We start from the raw sequence: 15929 nt of genomic DNA on the forward strand, positions 1-15929 counted from the left end.
CCCACCGGGTTTCGAGGCTCGTCGCTAGCGCTCCTCGCACCTCAACCACCGTAGGGAGCAGCAACTCATGGCAGGACGCATCCAGGACCGGGTCGCGGTCATCACCGGCGGCTGCTCGGGCATCGGCCTGGCGACGGTCCAGCGGTTCGTCGAGGAGGGCGCGAAGGTCATCATCGGCGACATCGACGACCAGCGCGGGCACCAGCTCGTCGGCCAGCTCGGCGGCAGCGACATCGCGTCGTACGTCCACGTCGACGTGACCGACAAGGAGCAGGTCGACGCGCTCTTCCAGGCGGCGAAGGACACCTACGGCTCGGTCGACATCGCGTTCAACAACGCCGGCATCAGCCCGCCGGAGGACGACTCGATCCTGGAAACCGACCTGGACGCCTGGCGCCGGGTCCAGGAGGTGAATCTGACCAGCGTGTACCTGTGCTGCAAGGCAGCACTCCCCCACATGCTGGAGCAGGGGAAGGGGTCGATCATCAACACCGCGTCGTTCGTCGCGGTGATGGGCGCGGCCACGAGCCAGATCTCCTACTCCGCGTCCAAGGGCGGGGTGCTGTCGATGACCCGCGAGCTCGGGGTCCAGTTCGCCCGCCAGGGGGTGCGCGTCAACGCGCTGTGCCCCGGGCCGGTGAACACGCCGCTGCTGCAGGAGCTGTTCGCCAAGGACGCCGAGCGCGCCGCGCGGCGGCTCGTCCACGTCCCGATGGGCCGCTTCGGCGAGCCGTCCGAGATGGCGGCCGCCGTGCTGTTCCTGGCCTCCGACGACTCCTCGTTCATGACCGCCAACACCTTCCTGGTCGACGGCGGCATCTCGGGCGCGTACGTCACCCCCCTCTGATGAGCGCCCCCGTCATCGGGCTGAGCACCTACCGCGAGGACGCCGCCTGGGGGGTCTGGCGGCAGCGGGCCGACCTGCTGCCCTCGCAGTACGCCCAGGCTGTGGAGGCGACCGGTGGGGTGCCGGTGCTGCTTCCCCCGGTCTCGACAGGCTCGGCCACCGATACAGGAGCGATGGCCGAGACGGTCATCGCCCGGGTCGACGCACTCGTGGTCAGCGGCGGCGCGGACGTCGACCCGAGCCGGTACGACGCCGCACCGCACAGGCGCACCGCCGGCTGGCGGCCCGACCGGGACGCCTGGGAGCTCGCGCTCCTCGACGCCGCCGAGGCGCGCGGACTGCCGGTCCTCGGCGTGTGCCGGGGCATGCAGGTGATGGCCGTGCACGCCGGCGGGACCCTCGACCAGCACACCCCCGACCGGGTCGGGCACGAGCGGCACAGCCCCGGGGGCGACGTCTTCGGCGACGTCGGGGTCAGCACCCGACCCGGCACCCGGCTGGCCGCGCTGGTCGGCGAGAGGCTCGACGTCCGCTGCCACCACCACCAGTCGGTGCGGACCCACCCGGGGTACGTGCCCGCGGCGTACGCCGACGATGGCACGCTGGAGGCCATGGAGCTCGATCCCCAGACGGCCGACACCCCCTTCCGCCTCGCCGTGCAGTGGCATCCCGAGACCGCGGCCGACGTCGGCCTGCTCGCGGGACTGGTGCGCGCGGCGGCGGCGTACGCGGCGAACGGCAGCCGCCGGTGAGGCCCCAGCCGCAGGTCCTGCTCAGCGCCCACCGCTGCGGCGCGGGCGGCGACAAGGAGCTCGAGAACACCCGGATCGCGCTCGACCGGGCGCTCGCGCTCGGCGTCGAGTACGTCGAGTTCGACGTGCACCGCTGCGCCGACGGCGAGCTGGTGCTCTTCCACGACGACTGGATCCCAGTCGACGGGGAGAAGCGCTGGCTGCGCGAGGTGACCTTCGCGCAGTTCTCGGCGCACGCACCCCGCGCGCTCCGCTACGACGAGGTGCTGGAGGCGCTCGACGGCCGGGCGCACGCCCACATCGACCTGAAGTTCAGCTCCCCGGGCGGCGTGCACGAGGTGGCCGCCGTCCGGCGGGCGGTCGAGGTGCTGGGTGCCGAGCGGATCGTGGTCACGACCCTCGACGACCGGTCGGTGCGGGCGGTGCGGGAGTGGTCCGACGCCGAGGGTCTGCCGATCCTCGCCGGCCTCTCGCTCGGACGCCGGGTGCGCGGTCTGCCACTGCGGGCCGCCGTACGGATCCGGCTCTCCGAGCTCTTCCCGCGGCTGCGCTACCGCGCCTCGCTGGCCAACGTGATGGTCGCCAACCACACCCTGGCCCGCTACGGCGTCGCGCGCTTCGCCCGACGGCGCGGGCTGCCGCTGCTGGTGTGGACCATCGACACCGAGAAGTCCCTGCACTACTGGCTCAAGCCCGGTCGCGCCTGGCTCGTCACCACCAACCATCCCGACCTGGCGCTCGAGGTCCGCGACCGACGGACTGCCAGACTGCGGTCATGAGCGCCGGATCCCGCACCGAGGCCGTCACCGACGTGCTCGGGGAGCCCTACCTCGCCGAGACCCTCACCCTCGCCCCCGACGACGAGGGCGAGGTGGTCGCCACCCTGGTGCACCTCCGGGCGGCGCGTCCCACGAACCGGGCCGTCCTGCACGTCCACGGCTTCGCCGACTACTTCTTCCACACCGCGTACGCCGAGTGGTGGACCGCACGGGGCTACGACTTCTACGCCGTCGACCTGCGCAAGTACGGCCGCTCACTGCGCGATCACCAGACCCCGACGTACGTCACCGACGTGGAGGAGTACTTCGAGGAGCTCGACGAGGCCTGGCAGATCATCACCGAGCGCGACGGGCACGACCACGTCGTGATCTCCGCGCACTCCACCGGCGGGCTGACCACGTCGCTGTGGGCCGACGCGCGGCAACCCGCGGCCCTCGCCGGCATGGTGCTCAACTCCCCCTGGCTCGACTTCCAGGCCGGGCTCCTGATGCGCACCGTGGGCACCGCGGTCGTCAAGCAGCTCGGCGCGCGCCAGCCGCTGCGGGAGATCCCGCGCAAGGTGAACGGTCTCTACGGCCGCAGCCTGCACCGCGACCACCACGGCGAGTGGGACTTCGACCTGACCTGGAAGCCGCTCGAGTCCTTCGCCGTCCGCACCGGCTGGCTGCGGGCGATCCGGATCGGGCACGCCCGGCTGCAGCGCGGCCTGGCGGTCCCGTGCCCGGTTCTGGTGCTCTCCTCCGGCGCCTCCGCCCGCCCCGTCGAGATGGGGCCCGAGGTGCACGGCTTCGACATCGTGCTCGACGTCGCGCAGATCCGGCGCTGGTCGACGGCCGTCGGGCCGCACGTCACCTACGTGGCGGTCGCGGGCGCCCGCCACGACGTCGTACTCTCGCTGCCCGAGCCCCGAGGCAAGGTGTACGCCGAGATCGAGCGCTGGCACGCGGCGTACGTCGACCGCCTCTGATCCCGCTTGCCCCTCCGCCTGTCGTCGAGCTGGCCGAGTCGGCGCAAACTTGCGCCGACTCGGCGAGGTACCCGCCGAACGGGTCAGAGCGGGTCGCCGGTGAAGGTCTCCCGGGTGACGAACTCGGCGACCTCCTGCCGCTTGAGCCGGGTCGGCTGCGTCACCGGCCTCCCGAGAGGTACGACGGCCGCGAGCGCGAACCGCTCCGGCACGTCGAGCAGCTCGCGCACCGCCGGCTCCTCGGCGACGGCCATGGTGGTGATCGTGCCGCCGTACCCCTCGTTGCGGGCCGCGAGGAGCACGTTCCAGACCATCGGGTACACCGAGGCTCCGGCGATCAGGCCGATCCGGTCCAGGTCCTGGTCCATCGCGGCGACCACGCCGAGATCGACGAAGAAGACGAGCACCGCGCCGGCGGTGCGCAGCGGCTCGGTGAACGCAGCGGGGACCTTCGTCGCGGCGATCTCCTCCGGGCTCGGCGCCGGCGGCTCCAGGGGGTTCCACGGACTCTGTCCGGCCTTGGTCTGCGCGACGTAGCGACGCACCGCGGGCTCGCTCAGCTCCGCGAGGCGCTCCCGGGTGGCGGGCTCGCGCACCACGACCACCCGGGCGCCCTGGCGGTTGCCGCCACTGGGCGCGAACCGGGCGTGGTCGAGGATCCGGTGCAGCACCTCGTCGGGGAGCGGGTCGCCGGTGAGCTTCCGGGCGGCGTGGGTCGTCCGCATCACGTCGTACAGGTCCATGACACCGAGGCTGTCAGGCCGGTGGTGACCGCTAGGGTCGCGGCCATGAATCCTGTGACCGGACTTTCACTTGGCCGCATCGCCGTCGGCGCCGTCGCGCTCGCCGACCCCCAGCGCGCGGGGCGGCTCTTCCAGCTCGACCCGGCGAACAACCTCCAGCTGTCGTACGTCACGCGGCTCTTCGGCTCGCGCGAGATCGCCCTCGGCACCGCGACCCTGCTCGCGCGCGGGAAGGCTCGGCGCAACCTGGTGCTGCTCGGCGTGCTGGTCGACCTCGCCGACGCCGGCACGGGCTACCTCGGCATCCAGGAGGGCTCGGTCTCCAAGCAGACCGGCGGTGCGCTCATCGGCCCCGCCGTCGGCGCCGTCGCCGCCGGCCTGCTCGGCCTGCGCGCCAAGCCCAAGCGGCCGAAGCAGGCCTGAGGCGCCGCCGTCAGAGCAGGAACGACGCCAGGGCGGCGAGGCCGACGAGGACGATGACCGTGCGGAGCACGGTCGGGTGCAACCGGCGCCCGACGGTGGCGCCGAGCTGGCCGCCGATCACGGCCCCGACCGCGATCAGCAGCACGAGCCACCAGTCGACGTCGGCGACGAAGATGAACAGCACGCCCGCGACACCGTTCACGACGGCGGCGAGGACGTTCTTGACCGCGTTGAGCCGCTGGAGGGACTCGTCGATCCCGATCCCGAGGATGCCCATCAGGATCACGCCCTGGGCGGCGCCGAAGTAGCCGCCGTACACCCCGGCGAGTGCGGTGGTCGGCCAGATCCACCACGGGTCGGGCCGGCCCCCGGCGAGCTCACCCGCCGCCTCGCGCCGAGCCGCCACCCGCCGCGAGAGCCGCGGCTGGACGACGACCAGCACGATGCCGAGACCGATGAGCACCGGCACGATCGTCTCGAACGCGTCCGCGGGCAGCACGATCAGCAGCACCGCACCGGTCAGACCACCGATGAAGGAGCCGCTAACCAGGCGCAGCACCCGGGCCCGCTGGCCGACCAGCTCGCGCCGGTAGCCAATCGCGCCGGAGACCGAGCCGGGCGCGAGGCCAATGTTGTTGGAGACGTTGGCGGTCACCGGCGGTACGCCGAAGGCGAGCAGGATCGGGAACGTGATCAGCGTCCCCGACCCCACCACGGCGTTGATCCCGCCGGCGGCGACGCCGGCGAGCAGGATCGTGACCGCCTCGAAGAAGGGTGGCACGCCTTACTGGGCCGGTGCGGCCGGCGGCGCCCCGCCAGGATCGACGTCGGGGTCCGCCGCCGTGGGCCGGGTCGGGTTCGCAGCCGATGCCGCCGCCGCGATCGCGGCCTCGACGGCCTCGTTGGCCTTCGCGACCTCGCTGTCGTCGCCCAGGCCTCCGCGCTGCGCGGGCTCCGTCGGGCCCATGTCGACCCGCTTCACCGGACCCTCGACGGTGTCGGGGATGCCCTGCAGGCTGTTCATCGTCGACCCGAGACCCTCGAGCGCGCGCCCGATCTCACTGGGCACGATCCACACCTTGTTGGCGCTGCCCTCGGCGATCTTCGGCATCATCTGGAGGTACTGGTAGGCCAGCAGCGACTGGTCGGGGCGGCCGTCGTGGATCGCCTGGAAGACGGTCTGGATGGCCTGGCCCTCACCCTGGGCACGCAGGATCGCGGCCTCGCGGTCGGCCTGGGCGCGCAGGATCTGCGACTCGCGGTCGCCCTCGGCGGAGAGGATCGCGGACTGCTTCTGGCCCTCCGCGGTCAGGATGGAGGCCTGCCGCTGGCCCTCGGCCGTGAGTATCGCCGCCCGCTTGTCGCGGTCGGCGCGCATCTGCTTCTCCATCGTGTCCTTGATGGAGGCCGGCGGGTCGATGCTCTTGATCTCGACGCGACCGACTCGGATGCCCCACTTGCCGGTCGCCTCGTCGAGCACCCCGCGCAGCCCGGAGTTGATCGAGTCACGGCTGGTCAGGGTCTGCTCGAGGTCCATGCCGCCGACGATGTTGCGCAGCGTGGTCTGGGTGATCTGCTCGACGGCCTGGATGTAGTTGGCGATCTCGTACGTCGCCGCCACCGGGTCGATCACCTGGAAGTAGATGACGGTGTCGATGTCGACCGTCAGGTTGTCCTCGGTGATCACCGAGCTCGGCGGGAAGCTGACGACCTGCTCGCGCATGTCGATGAGGTAGCGGACCTTGTCGATGAACGGCATCACGATGTTCAGACCGGCCGGCAGGGTCTGCTTGTACTTGCCGAACCGCTCCACGATGCCGGCGCGCGCCTGCGGCACGATCCGCACCGTCTTGGCCATCACCGTGACGAGAAACAGGAACAGCAGGCCCAACAGGATCAGATAGATCACGAGGCCGCTCCTTTCCGGGGGCTAGAGGTCAAGCAGGGGTCACGCTGGTGGTCGGGCTAGGGGTCGAGTCGGGGAATCGGGTGGACGTACGCCGTGGCGCCGCGGATCTCCAGCACCTCCACGGTCTCGCCGGGCTCGATCGACAGCGTGTCGTCGTAGGGCGACGCCGACCACAGCTCGCCGGCGAGCCGGACCTGACCGACCTCGAGACCGGAGATGCGCATCGTCGCGACGCCCTGGCTGCCGACCAGCTTCGCGTGGCTCATGGTGAGCTCCGGACCGCCGTGCAGGCGCTTGATCAGCGGCGGACGCAGCAGCAGCAGGGTGGCGGCGGACGCGCCGACCGCCAGCAGGAAGGACACGACGAAGGCCGCGCCCAGGGCCGAGGAGACCATGCCGACCAGCGCGCCGACGGCGAGCATGGCGAAGACCAGGTCGAGGCTGACCAGCTCCACCACGCCGAGCGCGATCGCGGCACCCAGCCAGCCCGCCCACTGGTGGTCACCCAGCCACTGCCACAGGTCGTCCATGACCGGACCCTACCGGCGCCGGGTGCGCCGACGGGCCGCCCAGCGCCCGTCCTCGTGGCTGACCATGAGCGGCATGCCGAAGGTGGCCGAGAGGTTCGCCTCGGTCAGCACGTCCTCCAGCAGCCCGGCGGCCGTCACCCGGCCCTGGCGCAGCAGCAGCGCGTGGGTGAACCCGGGAGGGATCTCCTCCACGTGGTGGGAGACCAGCACGGTCGCCGGGGAGTCCGGGTCGTGGGCGAGCACGGACAGGGTCGCGACGAGGTCCTCGCGACCGCCCAGGTCGAGGCCGGCGGCGGGCTCGTCGAGCAGCAGCAGCTCGGGGTCGGTCATCAGCGCCCGGGCGATCTGGACGCGCTTGCGCTCGCCCTCGCTCAGGGTGCCGAAGGTGCGGTCGGCCAGGTGGGTCACGCCCAGCTCGCGCAGCAGCCCGGTCGCGCGGCCGTGGTCGAGGTCGTCGTACTCCTCACGCCAGCGGCCGACCACGCCGTACGACGCCGAGAGGACGACGTCCTGCACCCGCTCGGAGCGCGGGATCCGCTCGGCGAGGGCGGCGCTGGTGAGCCCGATCCGCGGCTTCAGCTCGAAAACGTCGACCAGCCCGAGGACCTCCTCGAGGATCGCGGCGACCCCCTCAGTGGGGTGCATCTGAGCGGAGGCGACCTGGAGCAGGGTGGTCTTCCCCGCGCCGTTGGGGCCGAGGATCACCCACCGCTCGTCCTCCTCGACGGTCCAGCTGACCCGGTCGAGGAGGGTCGCCTGGCCGCGCCGGATGGTGACGTCGGCGAAGTCCAGCACGGCACTCATGGCCGCAACCCTATCCAGGCCCGGTCACGAGCATCGGGCGGCCCGGCGTAGCGTCTCCGGTCGTGACCGCCTCCCTCCCGGCTGCCGCCCGCCTGGCCTGGTGGGGTACGGCGTGGCTGCGTGGCCACGTGGTGCCCGACCTGGTCATCGACGCGGTCGTGGCCGACGACGCGACCCACGTCGTGGCCGCCCTGGAGACGCTCGGGCTCGGCGGAGACGAGGCCGCAGAGTCGCTCGTCACCGGGCTCGCCCGGCTGCGGGCCGAGGGGGCCACCGGCCTCGGTGCCGCCTTCCCGGTCGAGGGCGACCCGGTCGGCCTCGGCGGCCCGCGGGCCTTCAACGACGCCGCACTGGAGGCGGGCGAGGCGGTGGTGGCCGTGGGCACCCGCATCGGGCTGGTGCCGGTGCGCGTCGGCGCGGCGATCACCTGGGTCGCCCACCGGGCCGAGCGTCGTCAGCTCCCGGACGTCGGCGAGGCCGACCGCGGACTGCGCGCGGCACTGCTCGCGACCGCCGACACCCTCGCCGACCTCGACGTCGCCCGCTGGCGGCCCGAGGTGGCGGACCGGCTGATGAACCTGCGGCACCGCGAGCCGGTGACCGCTCCCGAGGGAGTGCCGGCGCCCTGCGTCGGGCTCGCCGCCCGAGGCCTGCAGGCCATCGAGATCGTCGAGCTCGCGCTCGAGGACGACGGCGGCGCGTTGTCGGCGTCCGAGGCCGAGCAGCGACGGGCGGCCCTCAGCCCGCTGGCCCGCGCCGGACGCCGGGCGCTCGTCGCCGCCTGCTCCCCCGAGGGCTGGCCACCGCACTGACTCAGCTGCTCGCCCACACGCCGAGCTCGGCGCCGCCGGGATCGGTGAAGTGCAGACGGCGACCGCCCGGGAAGTCGTAGGGCCCCTCGGTGACCGTGCCGCCGGCTGCCCGGATCGCCTCGGCGGTGGCGTCGAGGTCGTCGGAGAAGAGCAGCACGAGCGGCCCGCCGGACGCCGCCGGGCGGTGGGGATTGAGGCCGCCGACCTCGCCACGCCCCGACGGCGCCCGGATGCCGGCATAGTCGGGGCCGTAGTCGTTGAACTCCCAGCCGAAGGCGGCCGCGTAGAACTGCTTCGCCGCGGCTAGGTCGGTCACCCCGATCTCGACGTAGTCGATCCCGTGGTGCGGGTGCCGCTGCCCGCCGTCGGTCGCGACCGCGTCGGTCCACACCTCGACCAGCTCGGCGAGCGCTCCGTCCTCGTCGAGGGTCGCGAACGACGCGACGTAGTAGGTCGCCCGGTCGTCGGACACCCGGGCCCGGACCACCCCGGTCGAGCCGGAGGTGATCACGTCCTCGCCGACGTAGGTCCACGGGCCGGGGTAGTCGCGGTTGAACGCGACGAAGCCGTCGCGGTCGAAGGTCTCCCCCGTGTGCACCAGGCGGGCGGAGAAGCCGGGGGCGAGCAGCGCGCTCAGGGCGTCCCAGTCTCGAGTGGCGATCGCGTCGGCGAATCGGGTCAGGGTCTCGGTGGCGTCCAGGTCGCCGGGCAGGTCATCGGGCATGTCCACCACCATGGACCACGGCACCGACAGTCCGCCGGACAGCGATAGCCTCGGGCCACGATGGCCACCGACGCGAAGCCCGAGACCCTCCTGATCACGCTCACCGGGAAGGACCGACCGGGCGTCACCTCCGCGATCTTCGCCACGCTCGCGCGAGCCGGCGTCGAGGTGGTCGACGTCGAGCAGATCGTGCTCCGCCGCCGGCTGGTCCTCGGCGTACTGGTCACCGCCCCGCGCGACTGGAAGCGGCTGCGGACCGACATCGAGCGGGTGGCCGAGGAGCTCGGCATGACCGTCGACGTCGACCGCGGCACCGGCGACAACCGGCCCCGACCCCACGGTCGCTCCCACGTGACGGTGATCGGCACCCCGCTGAAGGCCTCCGCGATGTCCGCCATCGCCGGACGGATCGCGGACTCGGGCGCCAACATCGACCGGATCGAGCGGATGGCCCGCTACCCCGTCACCGCCATCGACCTGCACGTCTCCGGAGCCGATCCCGAGGCGCTGCGGGCCGTGCTCGCGGGCGAGGCGGCCCGGCAGGGCATCGACGTGGCGGTCCAGCCGGCCAACCTGCTGCGGCGCGGGATGCGGCTGATCGTCATGGACGTCGACTCGACGCTGATCCAGGGCGAGGTGATCGAGATGATCGCCGCCCACGCCGGCTGCGAGGCCGAGGTCGCCGCGATCACCGAGGCGGCGATGCGCGGCGAGCTCGACTTCGAGCAGTCGCTGCGCGAACGGGTGAGGCTGCTGGCCGGCGTACCCGCCACCGCCCTCGACGAGGTGTACGACGCCATCCTGCTCGCGCCCGGCGCCCGCACGATGGTCCGCACCCTGCGGCGGCTCGGCTACCGGTTCGCGATCGTCTCGGGCGGCTTCACCCAGATCACCGACCGGCTCGCCGCCGAACTCGGCATCCACTTCTCCCGCGCCAACGAGCTGGAGATCGTCGACGGGGTACTCACCGGCGGCATCGTCGGCGACGTCGTGGACCGGTCCGGCAAGGCCCGCGCATTGAGGGAGTTCGCGGCCGAGGTGGGGGTCAGCGAGGCCGCCACGATCGCCATCGGCGACGGTGCCAACGACCTCGACATGCTCAACGCGGCCGGTCTCGGGATCGCCTACAACGCCAAGCCGCTGGTCCGCGACGCCGCCGACACCTCGGTGAACGTGCCGTACCTCGACGCGATCCTGTACCTGCTCGGCATCTCGCGTGAGGAGATCGAGGCCGCCGACGCCGAGGCCGGCTACGTCACCCCGGCTCCCCCGGTCTGAGCGACGGCCCGGCCGCTGCCGTTGCCGTTTGGTCACCAACGACAGCTGGACAGCCTCTCGACTGCGGTTGGTGACCAAACGGCAACGACCCCCGCCGCCTCGGTATCTCCCGCAAGCAGCTCGCCGGCGCGGACGCCGGCTACCTCACGCCGGTCTGAGCGACGGCCCGGCTCGCGGCGTCCAGATAGCGCCGCGTCATCAGCCGCTGGATCGCCCGCCCGACCGGTCCGACGACCCGTGTGAACCACCGGCCCGGTCGCGAGAAGGCCCGGATCACCAGCCAGGTGCCGTCCGGGCGCCGCTCGACCGCGACCAGCTCCTCGCCGCACTCCGGGTGCCCCCGCAGGGTGCCGTAGGCGAAGCCGCCCCGATCCGGCTCGTCGAGGACGCCGACGACCTGCACCGGAATGGACAGGGCCAGCCGCCCGACGCCGAGCCGCAGCACCACCCGGTCGCCCTCGGTCGCCCGCGGCAGGTCGGCCGGCACCCGGAGGCCGGCTCCCCGGTGGAGACCCCAGCCGAGCACGAACGTGACGGCGGCGTCGTACCGCTCCGGACCGCCGAGGCGGCGCTCGACGGCGAGGTGGTGGTAGCCGACGGGCAGCGCGCCCGCCAGCGTGCCGCCCGTCTCGGGATAGCTGAGGTCAGCCACGGCCGACGTGGAAGGCGACCACCCGGGCGCCGGCCTCGTCGAGATCCGCCCAGTCCCCCTCGACCGTGAAGACCGTCGTCGCGCTCGTGGGGTAGCCCGCCACCATCTCCGCACTCGCGTCCTCATCGCCGTCGCCGTCGTCGAGCAGCTGGGCCAGGTAGGCCATGGTCGGGTTGTGGCCGACGACCACGAGGGTGCGGACCGCGTCCTCGACCTCGCGGACGACGTCGAGCGCGCTCTCGGGTCCGGCGGCGTAGAGCGACTCGTCGTACGTCGCGAGCTCGGCGTCCCAGCCCGCGCCCTCCGCGACGGCCTCCCAGGTCTGCTGGGTGCGCACGGCCGCGGAGACCAGGGCCAGGTCGGGCTGCACGCCCTGCCCGGCGAGCCAGGCCCCGACCGCGCGGCCATCGCGCTCGCCGCGCTCGGCGAGCCGCCTCTCGAAATCGGTGCTGCCGTTCTGCTCGGCCTTCGCGTGACGCATCACCACGAGGGTCCGCTTCTGCTCGCTCACGGACACACTCTGGCACCGGTGAGGACCGCTGGGCCAACCCCCTAGGGTGACGCCATGGCTCGGGGACCTCTCATGATCATCGGCGGTGCCGAGGACAAGCTGCGCAAGCGGGTGATCCTCCGCGACTTCGTCGCGGCCAGCGGTGGCGCGGACGCCCGGATCGCCGTCATCCCCACTGCGTCGTCGCTGGGCGCCGAGGTGGTCGAGGTGTACGACGCACTCTTCCGGCGCGAGGGAGCCGCCGAGGTCGTCGCGATCCGGCCCGAGTCGCGCGAGGACGCCCATGACCCGGTGCTGGTGAAGACCCTCGCCGACGCGACCGGGATCTTCATGACCGGCGGCAACCAGCTGAAGCTCTCCGCCATCGTGTGCGGCACCCCGCTGGGCGACGCGATCGTCGAGGCCCACGAGCGCGGAGTGGTCGTCGCCGGCACCTCGGCCGGCGCCAGCATCCAGTCCAGCCACATGGTCGCCTTCGGCGTCGGCGGCTCGACCCCCAAGCAGCGGATGACCCAGGTCGCGGCCGGGCTGGGACTGCTCCGCTCGTCGGTCATCGACCAGCACTTCGACCAGCGCAACCGCTACGGCCGGCTGCTGATGATCGTCGCCCAGTCCCCGCAGCTGCTCGGGATCGGCGTCGACGAGGACACCGCCGCGATCGTCGCGCACGAGGTCGGCGCCGACGGGGTCGAGCGCGAGGTGCTGCGCGTGCGCGGCCGCGGCGCGGTGACGATCTTCGACCCGGCCCGGATCACGACGAACGCCTACGACGCCAGGCGCTCCGACCCGCTGCTCGCGAGCGGCGTCGTACTCCACGTGCTGCCCGAGGGCAGCGCCTTCGACCTGACCGCCCGTGAGCTGCTCCCGCTGGCGGCGGAGGCCGAGCCCGGGCTCGCCGAGGCCGGGCACGACCTACGCCAGCTGGCCCGCGACATCGCGGCGGCCGATGCCTCCCCCACCACCCTCAAGCGCCGGATGGCGCGCCTGCAGAAACGCAAGAAGGACGACCCCGCACCCCCGACGGACGGACCCTCCTCGTGACCGAGCGACCCACCCCCGACCTCACCATCGAGGAGACGCGGGTCTACCGCGGAGCCAACATCTGGTCCTACGACAAGGCCATCCACCTCGTGGTCGACCTCGGCGTGCTCGAGCGCTACCCCACCAACACCCTCCCGGGCTTCACCGACAACCTGCTCGAGCTGCTGCCCGGCCTGCGCGAGCACGCCTGCTCCCGCGGCAAGCGCGGCGGCTTCGCGGAGCGGCTGAACGAGGGCACCTGGCTCGGGCACGTGGCCGAGCACGCCGCGCTGGCGCTCCAGCAGGTCGTCGGCCACGACGTACGCCGCGGCAAGACGCGGCAGGTCAAGGACCGGCCGGGCCACTACAACGTGGTCTTCGGGTACCTCGACGAGCAGGTCGGCCTGGCCGCGGCGCGGCTCGCCGTCCGCCTGGTCAACCACCTCGTCGAGGCCGACCCGGGGTTCGACTGGGACACCGAGCTGGAGTCGTTCATCACCCGCGCCCAGCGGACCGCCTTCGGCCCGTCCACGCAGGCGATCCTCGACGAGGCGGTCTCGCGCGACATCCCCTGGCTGCGGCTCAACCAGCACTCCCTGGTCCAGCTCGGCCAGGGCGTCCACGCCAAGCGGATCCGCGCCACGATGACCTCGGCCACGAGCGCGATCGCCGTCGACATCGCCTCCGACAAGGACCTCACGACCACCCTCCTCGGCGCGGCCGGTCTCCCGGTCCCCAAGCAGGAGTCGGTGCGCTCGGAGGACGCGTGCGTCCGGGCCGCCGAGCGGATCGGCTTCCCGGTCGTCGTCAAGCCCCTCGACGGCAACCACGGCCGGGGCGTGTGCCTGGACCTGCAGGACGCGGACGAGGTGCGGGCGGCGTATGCGATCGCCCTGGAGCAGTCCCGGCGCGGCTGGGTCATCGTCGAGTCGTTCGTCACCGGCAAGGACTACCGGTGCCTGATCATCGACGGCAAGGTCGCCGCGATCGCCGAGCGGGTGCCGGCCTCGGTGACCGGTGACGGCACGTCCACCGTCGAGCAGCTCGTCGACCTCGCCAACGCCGACCCGCGCCGCGGAGTGGGTCACGAGAAGGTGCTGACCCGGATCAAGATCGACGAGGCCGCCGTCGAGCTGGTGGGCGAGCAGGGCTTCGCGATGTCCGACGTACCCCCCGAGGGGACGACGGTGAAGCTCGCCCTCACCGGCAATATGTCGACCGGCGGCATCTCCATCGACCGCACCTTCGAGGCGCACCCCGAGAACGTCGAGATCGCCGAGGAGGCGGCCCGGATGGTCGGCCTCGACATCGCGGGCATCGACTTCATCTGCCCCGACATCACCGAGCCGGTCCGCGAGACCGGCGGCGCGATCTGCGAGGTGAACGCCGCCCCGGGGTTCCGGATGCACACCCATCCGACCATCGGCGAGCCGCAGTTCATCGCCAAGCCCGTCGTCGACATGCTCTTCCCGCCGGGTGCGACGTCGCGGATCCCGATCGTCGCCGTGACCGGCACCAACGGCAAGACCACCACCTCGCGGATGATCAGCCACATCTTCAAGGGCATGGGCCGCAAGGTCGGCATGACCTCGACCGACGGCGTCGTCATCGACGAGCGGCTGGTCATCCGCGCCGACGCCTCCGGGCCCCGGTCGGCCCGGATGGTGCTGCAGAACCCGCGCGTCGACTTCGCCGTCTTCGAGGTGGCCCGCGGCGGGATCCTGCGCGAGGGGCTCGGCTACGAGCGCAACGACGTCGCCGTCGTCCTCAACGTGCAGCCCGACCACCTCGGGTTGCGCGGCATCGACACCGTCGAGCAGCTCGCCGACGTCAAGGCCGTCCTGGTCGAGGCCGTCCCGCGCGACGGGCACGCGGTGCTCAACGCCGACGACCCGCTGGTGCGCGAGATGCGGCGCCGGTGCTCGGGCCAGGTCGTGTGGTTCTCGATGGAGGAGCCCGGCACCGAGGTCCGCGAGATGATCGACGCCCACTGCCGCCGGGGCGGCAAGGCGCTGGTCCTCAACCCGTCCGAGCGCGGCGAGATGATCGTGGTCAAGCACGGCCCGAGGGAGATGCAGCTGGCCTGGACCCACCTGCTGCCCGCGACCTTCGGCGGTCGGGCCCGGATGAACGTCCAGAACGCCCTCGGCGCGGCCGCCGCGGCCTTCGCCGCCGGTGCGCCGCTGCACGACATCCGGCAGGGCCTGCGGTCGTTCTCGACCAACTACTACCTCTCCCCCGGCCGCCTCAACGAGGTCGAGGTCAACGGCGTCAACGTCATCGTCGACTACTGCCACAACGCCCCCGGCATGCGGATGCTCGGCGACTTCGTCGACCGGGTCGGCGACTCGATGGCGTCCGCCCACGACCTGGCCCGGCCCTCCCGCCTCGGCATCATCTCGACGGCGGGCGACCGGCGCGACGAGGACATGCGCGAGCTCGGCCACATCGCGGCCCAGCACTTCGACGTGGTCGTCGTCCGCGAGGACGTCGCCCTGCGGGGGCGCGAGCGCGGTGAGGTCGCCGGGCTCGTCCTCGAGGGCGTGCGTACGGCGATGGCCGACGGCGCCCGGTGCAAGCAGGTCGAGGAGGTGCTGGACGAGATCGAGGCGGTCCGCCACGTGATGTCGCGCGCCAACCGCGGCGACCTCGTCGTCCTCTGCGTCGACAAGCACGCCGCCGTGATGAGCGAGCTGGAGACCTGGTCCTCCCAGGCCCAGGCCGGCGCCGGCGTCTCCGCCGACGCCCCCGCCGCCGATCCGGACCTGGTCTCGGGCACGGTCGACGGCTCGGGCGACGACGGATGAGGGTCCTCTCCCTCGGGGCGCAGCCCGGCCGGCCGGTCGACGCCCACGGCAGCCGCGGTTTCGACGTCAGCGCGTTCGGCATCACCGCGGAGGCGCACCTGGTCACCGTGCGGCTGAAGGCGGGCGGCGTGATCGGCCGGCACCCGGCCGCGGGTCGTCAGCTGATGGTGGTGCTGTCCGGCGACGCGATCGTCTCCGGTTCGAGCGGCGACCCCGTCGTACTCCAGGCCGGGCAGGCGGCCGTGTGGGAGCCGAACGAGCTCCACGAGACCCGCTCCGAGTCCGGGCTGGTCGCCCTGGTGGTCGAGGGCGACGTCGACCTCGCGCGCACCGAGCGCGAGGTCGAGTACCCGTAGCCCGCTCGCCGACG

General features: G+C 72.7%; 18 protein-coding genes. 10 read left to right on the forward strand and 8 right to left on the reverse strand.

The window, feature by feature from the left end:
* Positions 1-67: 67 nt before the first annotated feature.
* Genes MUB56_RS17350 through MUB56_RS17365 form a run of 4 tightly spaced genes read left to right on the forward strand, consistent with a single transcriptional unit; the run spans position 68 to position 3346 of the window.
* Positions 68-847: a 3-oxoacyl-ACP reductase gene (locus tag MUB56_RS17350; protein ID WP_244928261.1), complete on the forward strand. Its 780-nt coding sequence runs from the start codon at positions 68-70 to the stop codon at positions 845-847.
* Positions 847-1599 carry a gamma-glutamyl-gamma-aminobutyrate hydrolase family protein gene (locus MUB56_RS17355; RefSeq protein ID WP_244928262.1) on the forward strand — a complete coding sequence of 251 codons (753 nt, stop codon included), beginning with the start codon at positions 847-849 and terminating at the stop codon, positions 1597-1599. Before MUB56_RS17350 ends, MUB56_RS17355 begins: the two co-directional genes overlap by 1 nt.
* Complete coding sequence (locus MUB56_RS17360) at positions 1596-2378, forward strand: glycerophosphodiester phosphodiesterase (protein ID WP_244928263.1); 783 nt, start codon at positions 1596-1598, stop codon at positions 2376-2378. The genes MUB56_RS17355 and MUB56_RS17360 overlap by 4 nt, the downstream gene beginning before the upstream one ends.
* A complete protein-coding gene (locus MUB56_RS17365) occupies positions 2375-3346 on the forward strand; it encodes an alpha/beta hydrolase (RefSeq protein ID WP_244928264.1) in 972 nt (323 codons plus the stop codon). The genes MUB56_RS17360 and MUB56_RS17365 overlap by 4 nt, the downstream gene beginning before the upstream one ends.
* A gap of 83 nt (positions 3347-3429) precedes the next feature.
* Here the strand turns inward: MUB56_RS17365 and MUB56_RS17370 are convergent, their stop codons facing one another.
* Positions 3430-4089, reverse strand: a complete 660-nt coding sequence (locus MUB56_RS17370; RefSeq protein WP_244928265.1) for a nitroreductase family protein — start codon at positions 4087-4089, stop codon at positions 3430-3432.
* Positions 4090-4134: 45 nt separating this feature from the next.
* Here MUB56_RS17370 and MUB56_RS17375 point away from each other — a divergent pair, with 45 nt between their 5' ends.
* Positions 4135-4512 (forward strand): hypothetical protein, encoded by a 378-nt coding sequence (locus MUB56_RS17375; protein ID WP_244928266.1) that lies wholly within the window; start codon positions 4135-4137, stop codon positions 4510-4512.
* 10 nt (positions 4513-4522) lie between these two features.
* Here the strand turns inward: MUB56_RS17375 and MUB56_RS17380 are convergent, their stop codons facing one another.
* The 4 genes from MUB56_RS17380 to MUB56_RS17395 form a co-directional block, all read right to left on the reverse strand.
* The gene (locus MUB56_RS17380; protein WP_244928267.1) at positions 4523-5293 is read right to left on the reverse strand and encodes a sulfite exporter TauE/SafE family protein; all 771 of its coding nucleotides are present in this window, start codon (positions 5291-5293) and stop codon (positions 4523-4525) included.
* A gap of 3 nt (positions 5294-5296) precedes the next feature.
* The gene (locus tag MUB56_RS17385; RefSeq protein ID WP_244932436.1) at positions 5297-6370 is read right to left on the reverse strand and encodes an SPFH domain-containing protein; all 1074 of its coding nucleotides are present in this window, start codon (positions 6368-6370) and stop codon (positions 5297-5299) included.
* A gap of 107 nt (positions 6371-6477) precedes the next feature.
* Positions 6478-6951 (reverse strand): NfeD family protein, encoded by a 474-nt coding sequence (locus MUB56_RS17390; RefSeq protein WP_244928268.1) that lies wholly within the window; start codon positions 6949-6951, stop codon positions 6478-6480.
* 9 nt (positions 6952-6960) lie between these two features.
* Entirely contained in the window at positions 6961-7755 is a 795-nt protein-coding gene (locus tag MUB56_RS17395; protein WP_244928269.1) for an ABC transporter ATP-binding protein, read from the reverse strand.
* Between the two features lie 62 nt (positions 7756-7817).
* Between MUB56_RS17395 and MUB56_RS17400 the strand changes: the two genes are divergently transcribed.
* Positions 7818-8567: a hypothetical protein gene (locus MUB56_RS17400; RefSeq protein ID WP_244928270.1), complete on the forward strand. Its 750-nt coding sequence runs from the start codon at positions 7818-7820 to the stop codon at positions 8565-8567.
* Between the two features lies 1 nt (position 8568).
* Here the strand turns inward: MUB56_RS17400 and MUB56_RS17405 are convergent, their stop codons facing one another.
* Positions 8569-9291, reverse strand: a complete 723-nt coding sequence (locus MUB56_RS17405; protein ID WP_244928271.1) for a VOC family protein — start codon at positions 9289-9291, stop codon at positions 8569-8571.
* A gap of 60 nt (positions 9292-9351) precedes the next feature.
* On the opposite strand from MUB56_RS17405, the gene serB reads away from it, so the two are divergent.
* A complete protein-coding gene (serB, locus tag MUB56_RS17410; protein WP_244928272.1) occupies positions 9352-10569 on the forward strand; it encodes a phosphoserine phosphatase SerB in 1218 nt (405 codons plus the stop codon).
* 139 nt (positions 10570-10708) lie between these two features.
* Here the strand turns inward: serB and MUB56_RS17415 are convergent, their stop codons facing one another.
* Positions 10709-11221 (reverse strand): DUF1990 domain-containing protein, encoded by a 513-nt coding sequence (locus MUB56_RS17415; RefSeq protein ID WP_244928273.1) that lies wholly within the window; start codon positions 11219-11221, stop codon positions 10709-10711.
* A complete protein-coding gene (locus MUB56_RS17420) occupies positions 11214-11732 on the reverse strand; it encodes a histidine phosphatase family protein (RefSeq protein WP_244928274.1) in 519 nt (172 codons plus the stop codon). Before MUB56_RS17420 ends, MUB56_RS17415 begins: the two co-directional genes overlap by 8 nt.
* A gap of 54 nt (positions 11733-11786) precedes the next feature.
* Here MUB56_RS17420 and MUB56_RS17425 point away from each other — a divergent pair, with 54 nt between their 5' ends.
* From MUB56_RS17425 to MUB56_RS17435, 3 genes are read left to right on the forward strand one after another with little or no spacing between them, the layout of a single operon-like run.
* A complete protein-coding gene (locus MUB56_RS17425; RefSeq protein ID WP_244928275.1) occupies positions 11787-12773 on the forward strand; it encodes a cyanophycinase in 987 nt (328 codons plus the stop codon).
* Positions 12770-15559 (forward strand): cyanophycin synthetase, encoded by a 2790-nt coding sequence (gene cphA / locus MUB56_RS17430; RefSeq protein ID WP_244928276.1) that lies wholly within the window; start codon positions 12770-12772, stop codon positions 15557-15559. Before MUB56_RS17425 ends, cphA begins: the two co-directional genes overlap by 4 nt.
* On the forward strand, positions 15556-15915 hold the full coding sequence (locus MUB56_RS17435) for a cupin domain-containing protein (protein WP_244928277.1): 360 nt from the start codon (positions 15556-15558) through the stop codon (positions 15913-15915). Before cphA ends, MUB56_RS17435 begins: the two co-directional genes overlap by 4 nt.
* Positions 15916-15929 lie beyond the last annotated feature (14 nt).

This window comes from Nocardioides sp. W7 (genome assembly GCF_022919075.1).
Classification (GTDB): Bacteria; Actinomycetota; Actinomycetes; order Propionibacteriales; family Nocardioidaceae; genus Nocardioides.

Coding starts and splice junctions, on each gene's coding strand:
- MUB56_RS17350 (WP_244928261.1), top strand. CDS start 68: ATGGCAGGACGCATCCAGGACCGGGTCGCGGTCATCACCGGCGGCTGC.
- MUB56_RS17355 (WP_244928262.1), top strand. CDS start 847: ATGAGCGCCCCCGTCATCGGGCTGAGCACCTACCGCGAGGACGCCGCC.
- MUB56_RS17365 (WP_244928264.1), top strand. CDS start 2,375: ATGAGCGCCGGATCCCGCACCGAGGCCGTCACCGACGTGCTCGGGGAG.
- MUB56_RS17370 (WP_244928265.1), bottom strand. CDS start 4,089: ATGGACCTGTACGACGTGATGCGGACGACCCACGCCGCCCGGAAGCTC.
- MUB56_RS17375 (WP_244928266.1), top strand. CDS start 4,135: ATGAATCCTGTGACCGGACTTTCACTTGGCCGCATCGCCGTCGGCGCC.
- MUB56_RS17385 (WP_244932436.1), bottom strand. CDS start 6,370: ATGGCCAAGACGGTGCGGATCGTGCCGCAGGCGCGCGCCGGCATCGTG.
- MUB56_RS17390 (WP_244928268.1), bottom strand. CDS start 6,951: ATGGACGACCTGTGGCAGTGGCTGGGTGACCACCAGTGGGCGGGCTGG.
- MUB56_RS17395 (WP_244928269.1), bottom strand. CDS start 7,755: ATGAGTGCCGTGCTGGACTTCGCCGACGTCACCATCCGGCGCGGCCAG.
- MUB56_RS17405 (WP_244928271.1), bottom strand. CDS start 9,291: ATGCCCGATGACCTGCCCGGCGACCTGGACGCCACCGAGACCCTGACC.
- serB (WP_244928272.1), top strand. CDS start 9,352: ATGGCCACCGACGCGAAGCCCGAGACCCTCCTGATCACGCTCACCGGG.
- MUB56_RS17425 (WP_244928275.1), top strand. CDS start 11,787: ATGGCTCGGGGACCTCTCATGATCATCGGCGGTGCCGAGGACAAGCTG.
- MUB56_RS17435 (WP_244928277.1), top strand. CDS start 15,556: ATGAGGGTCCTCTCCCTCGGGGCGCAGCCCGGCCGGCCGGTCGACGCC.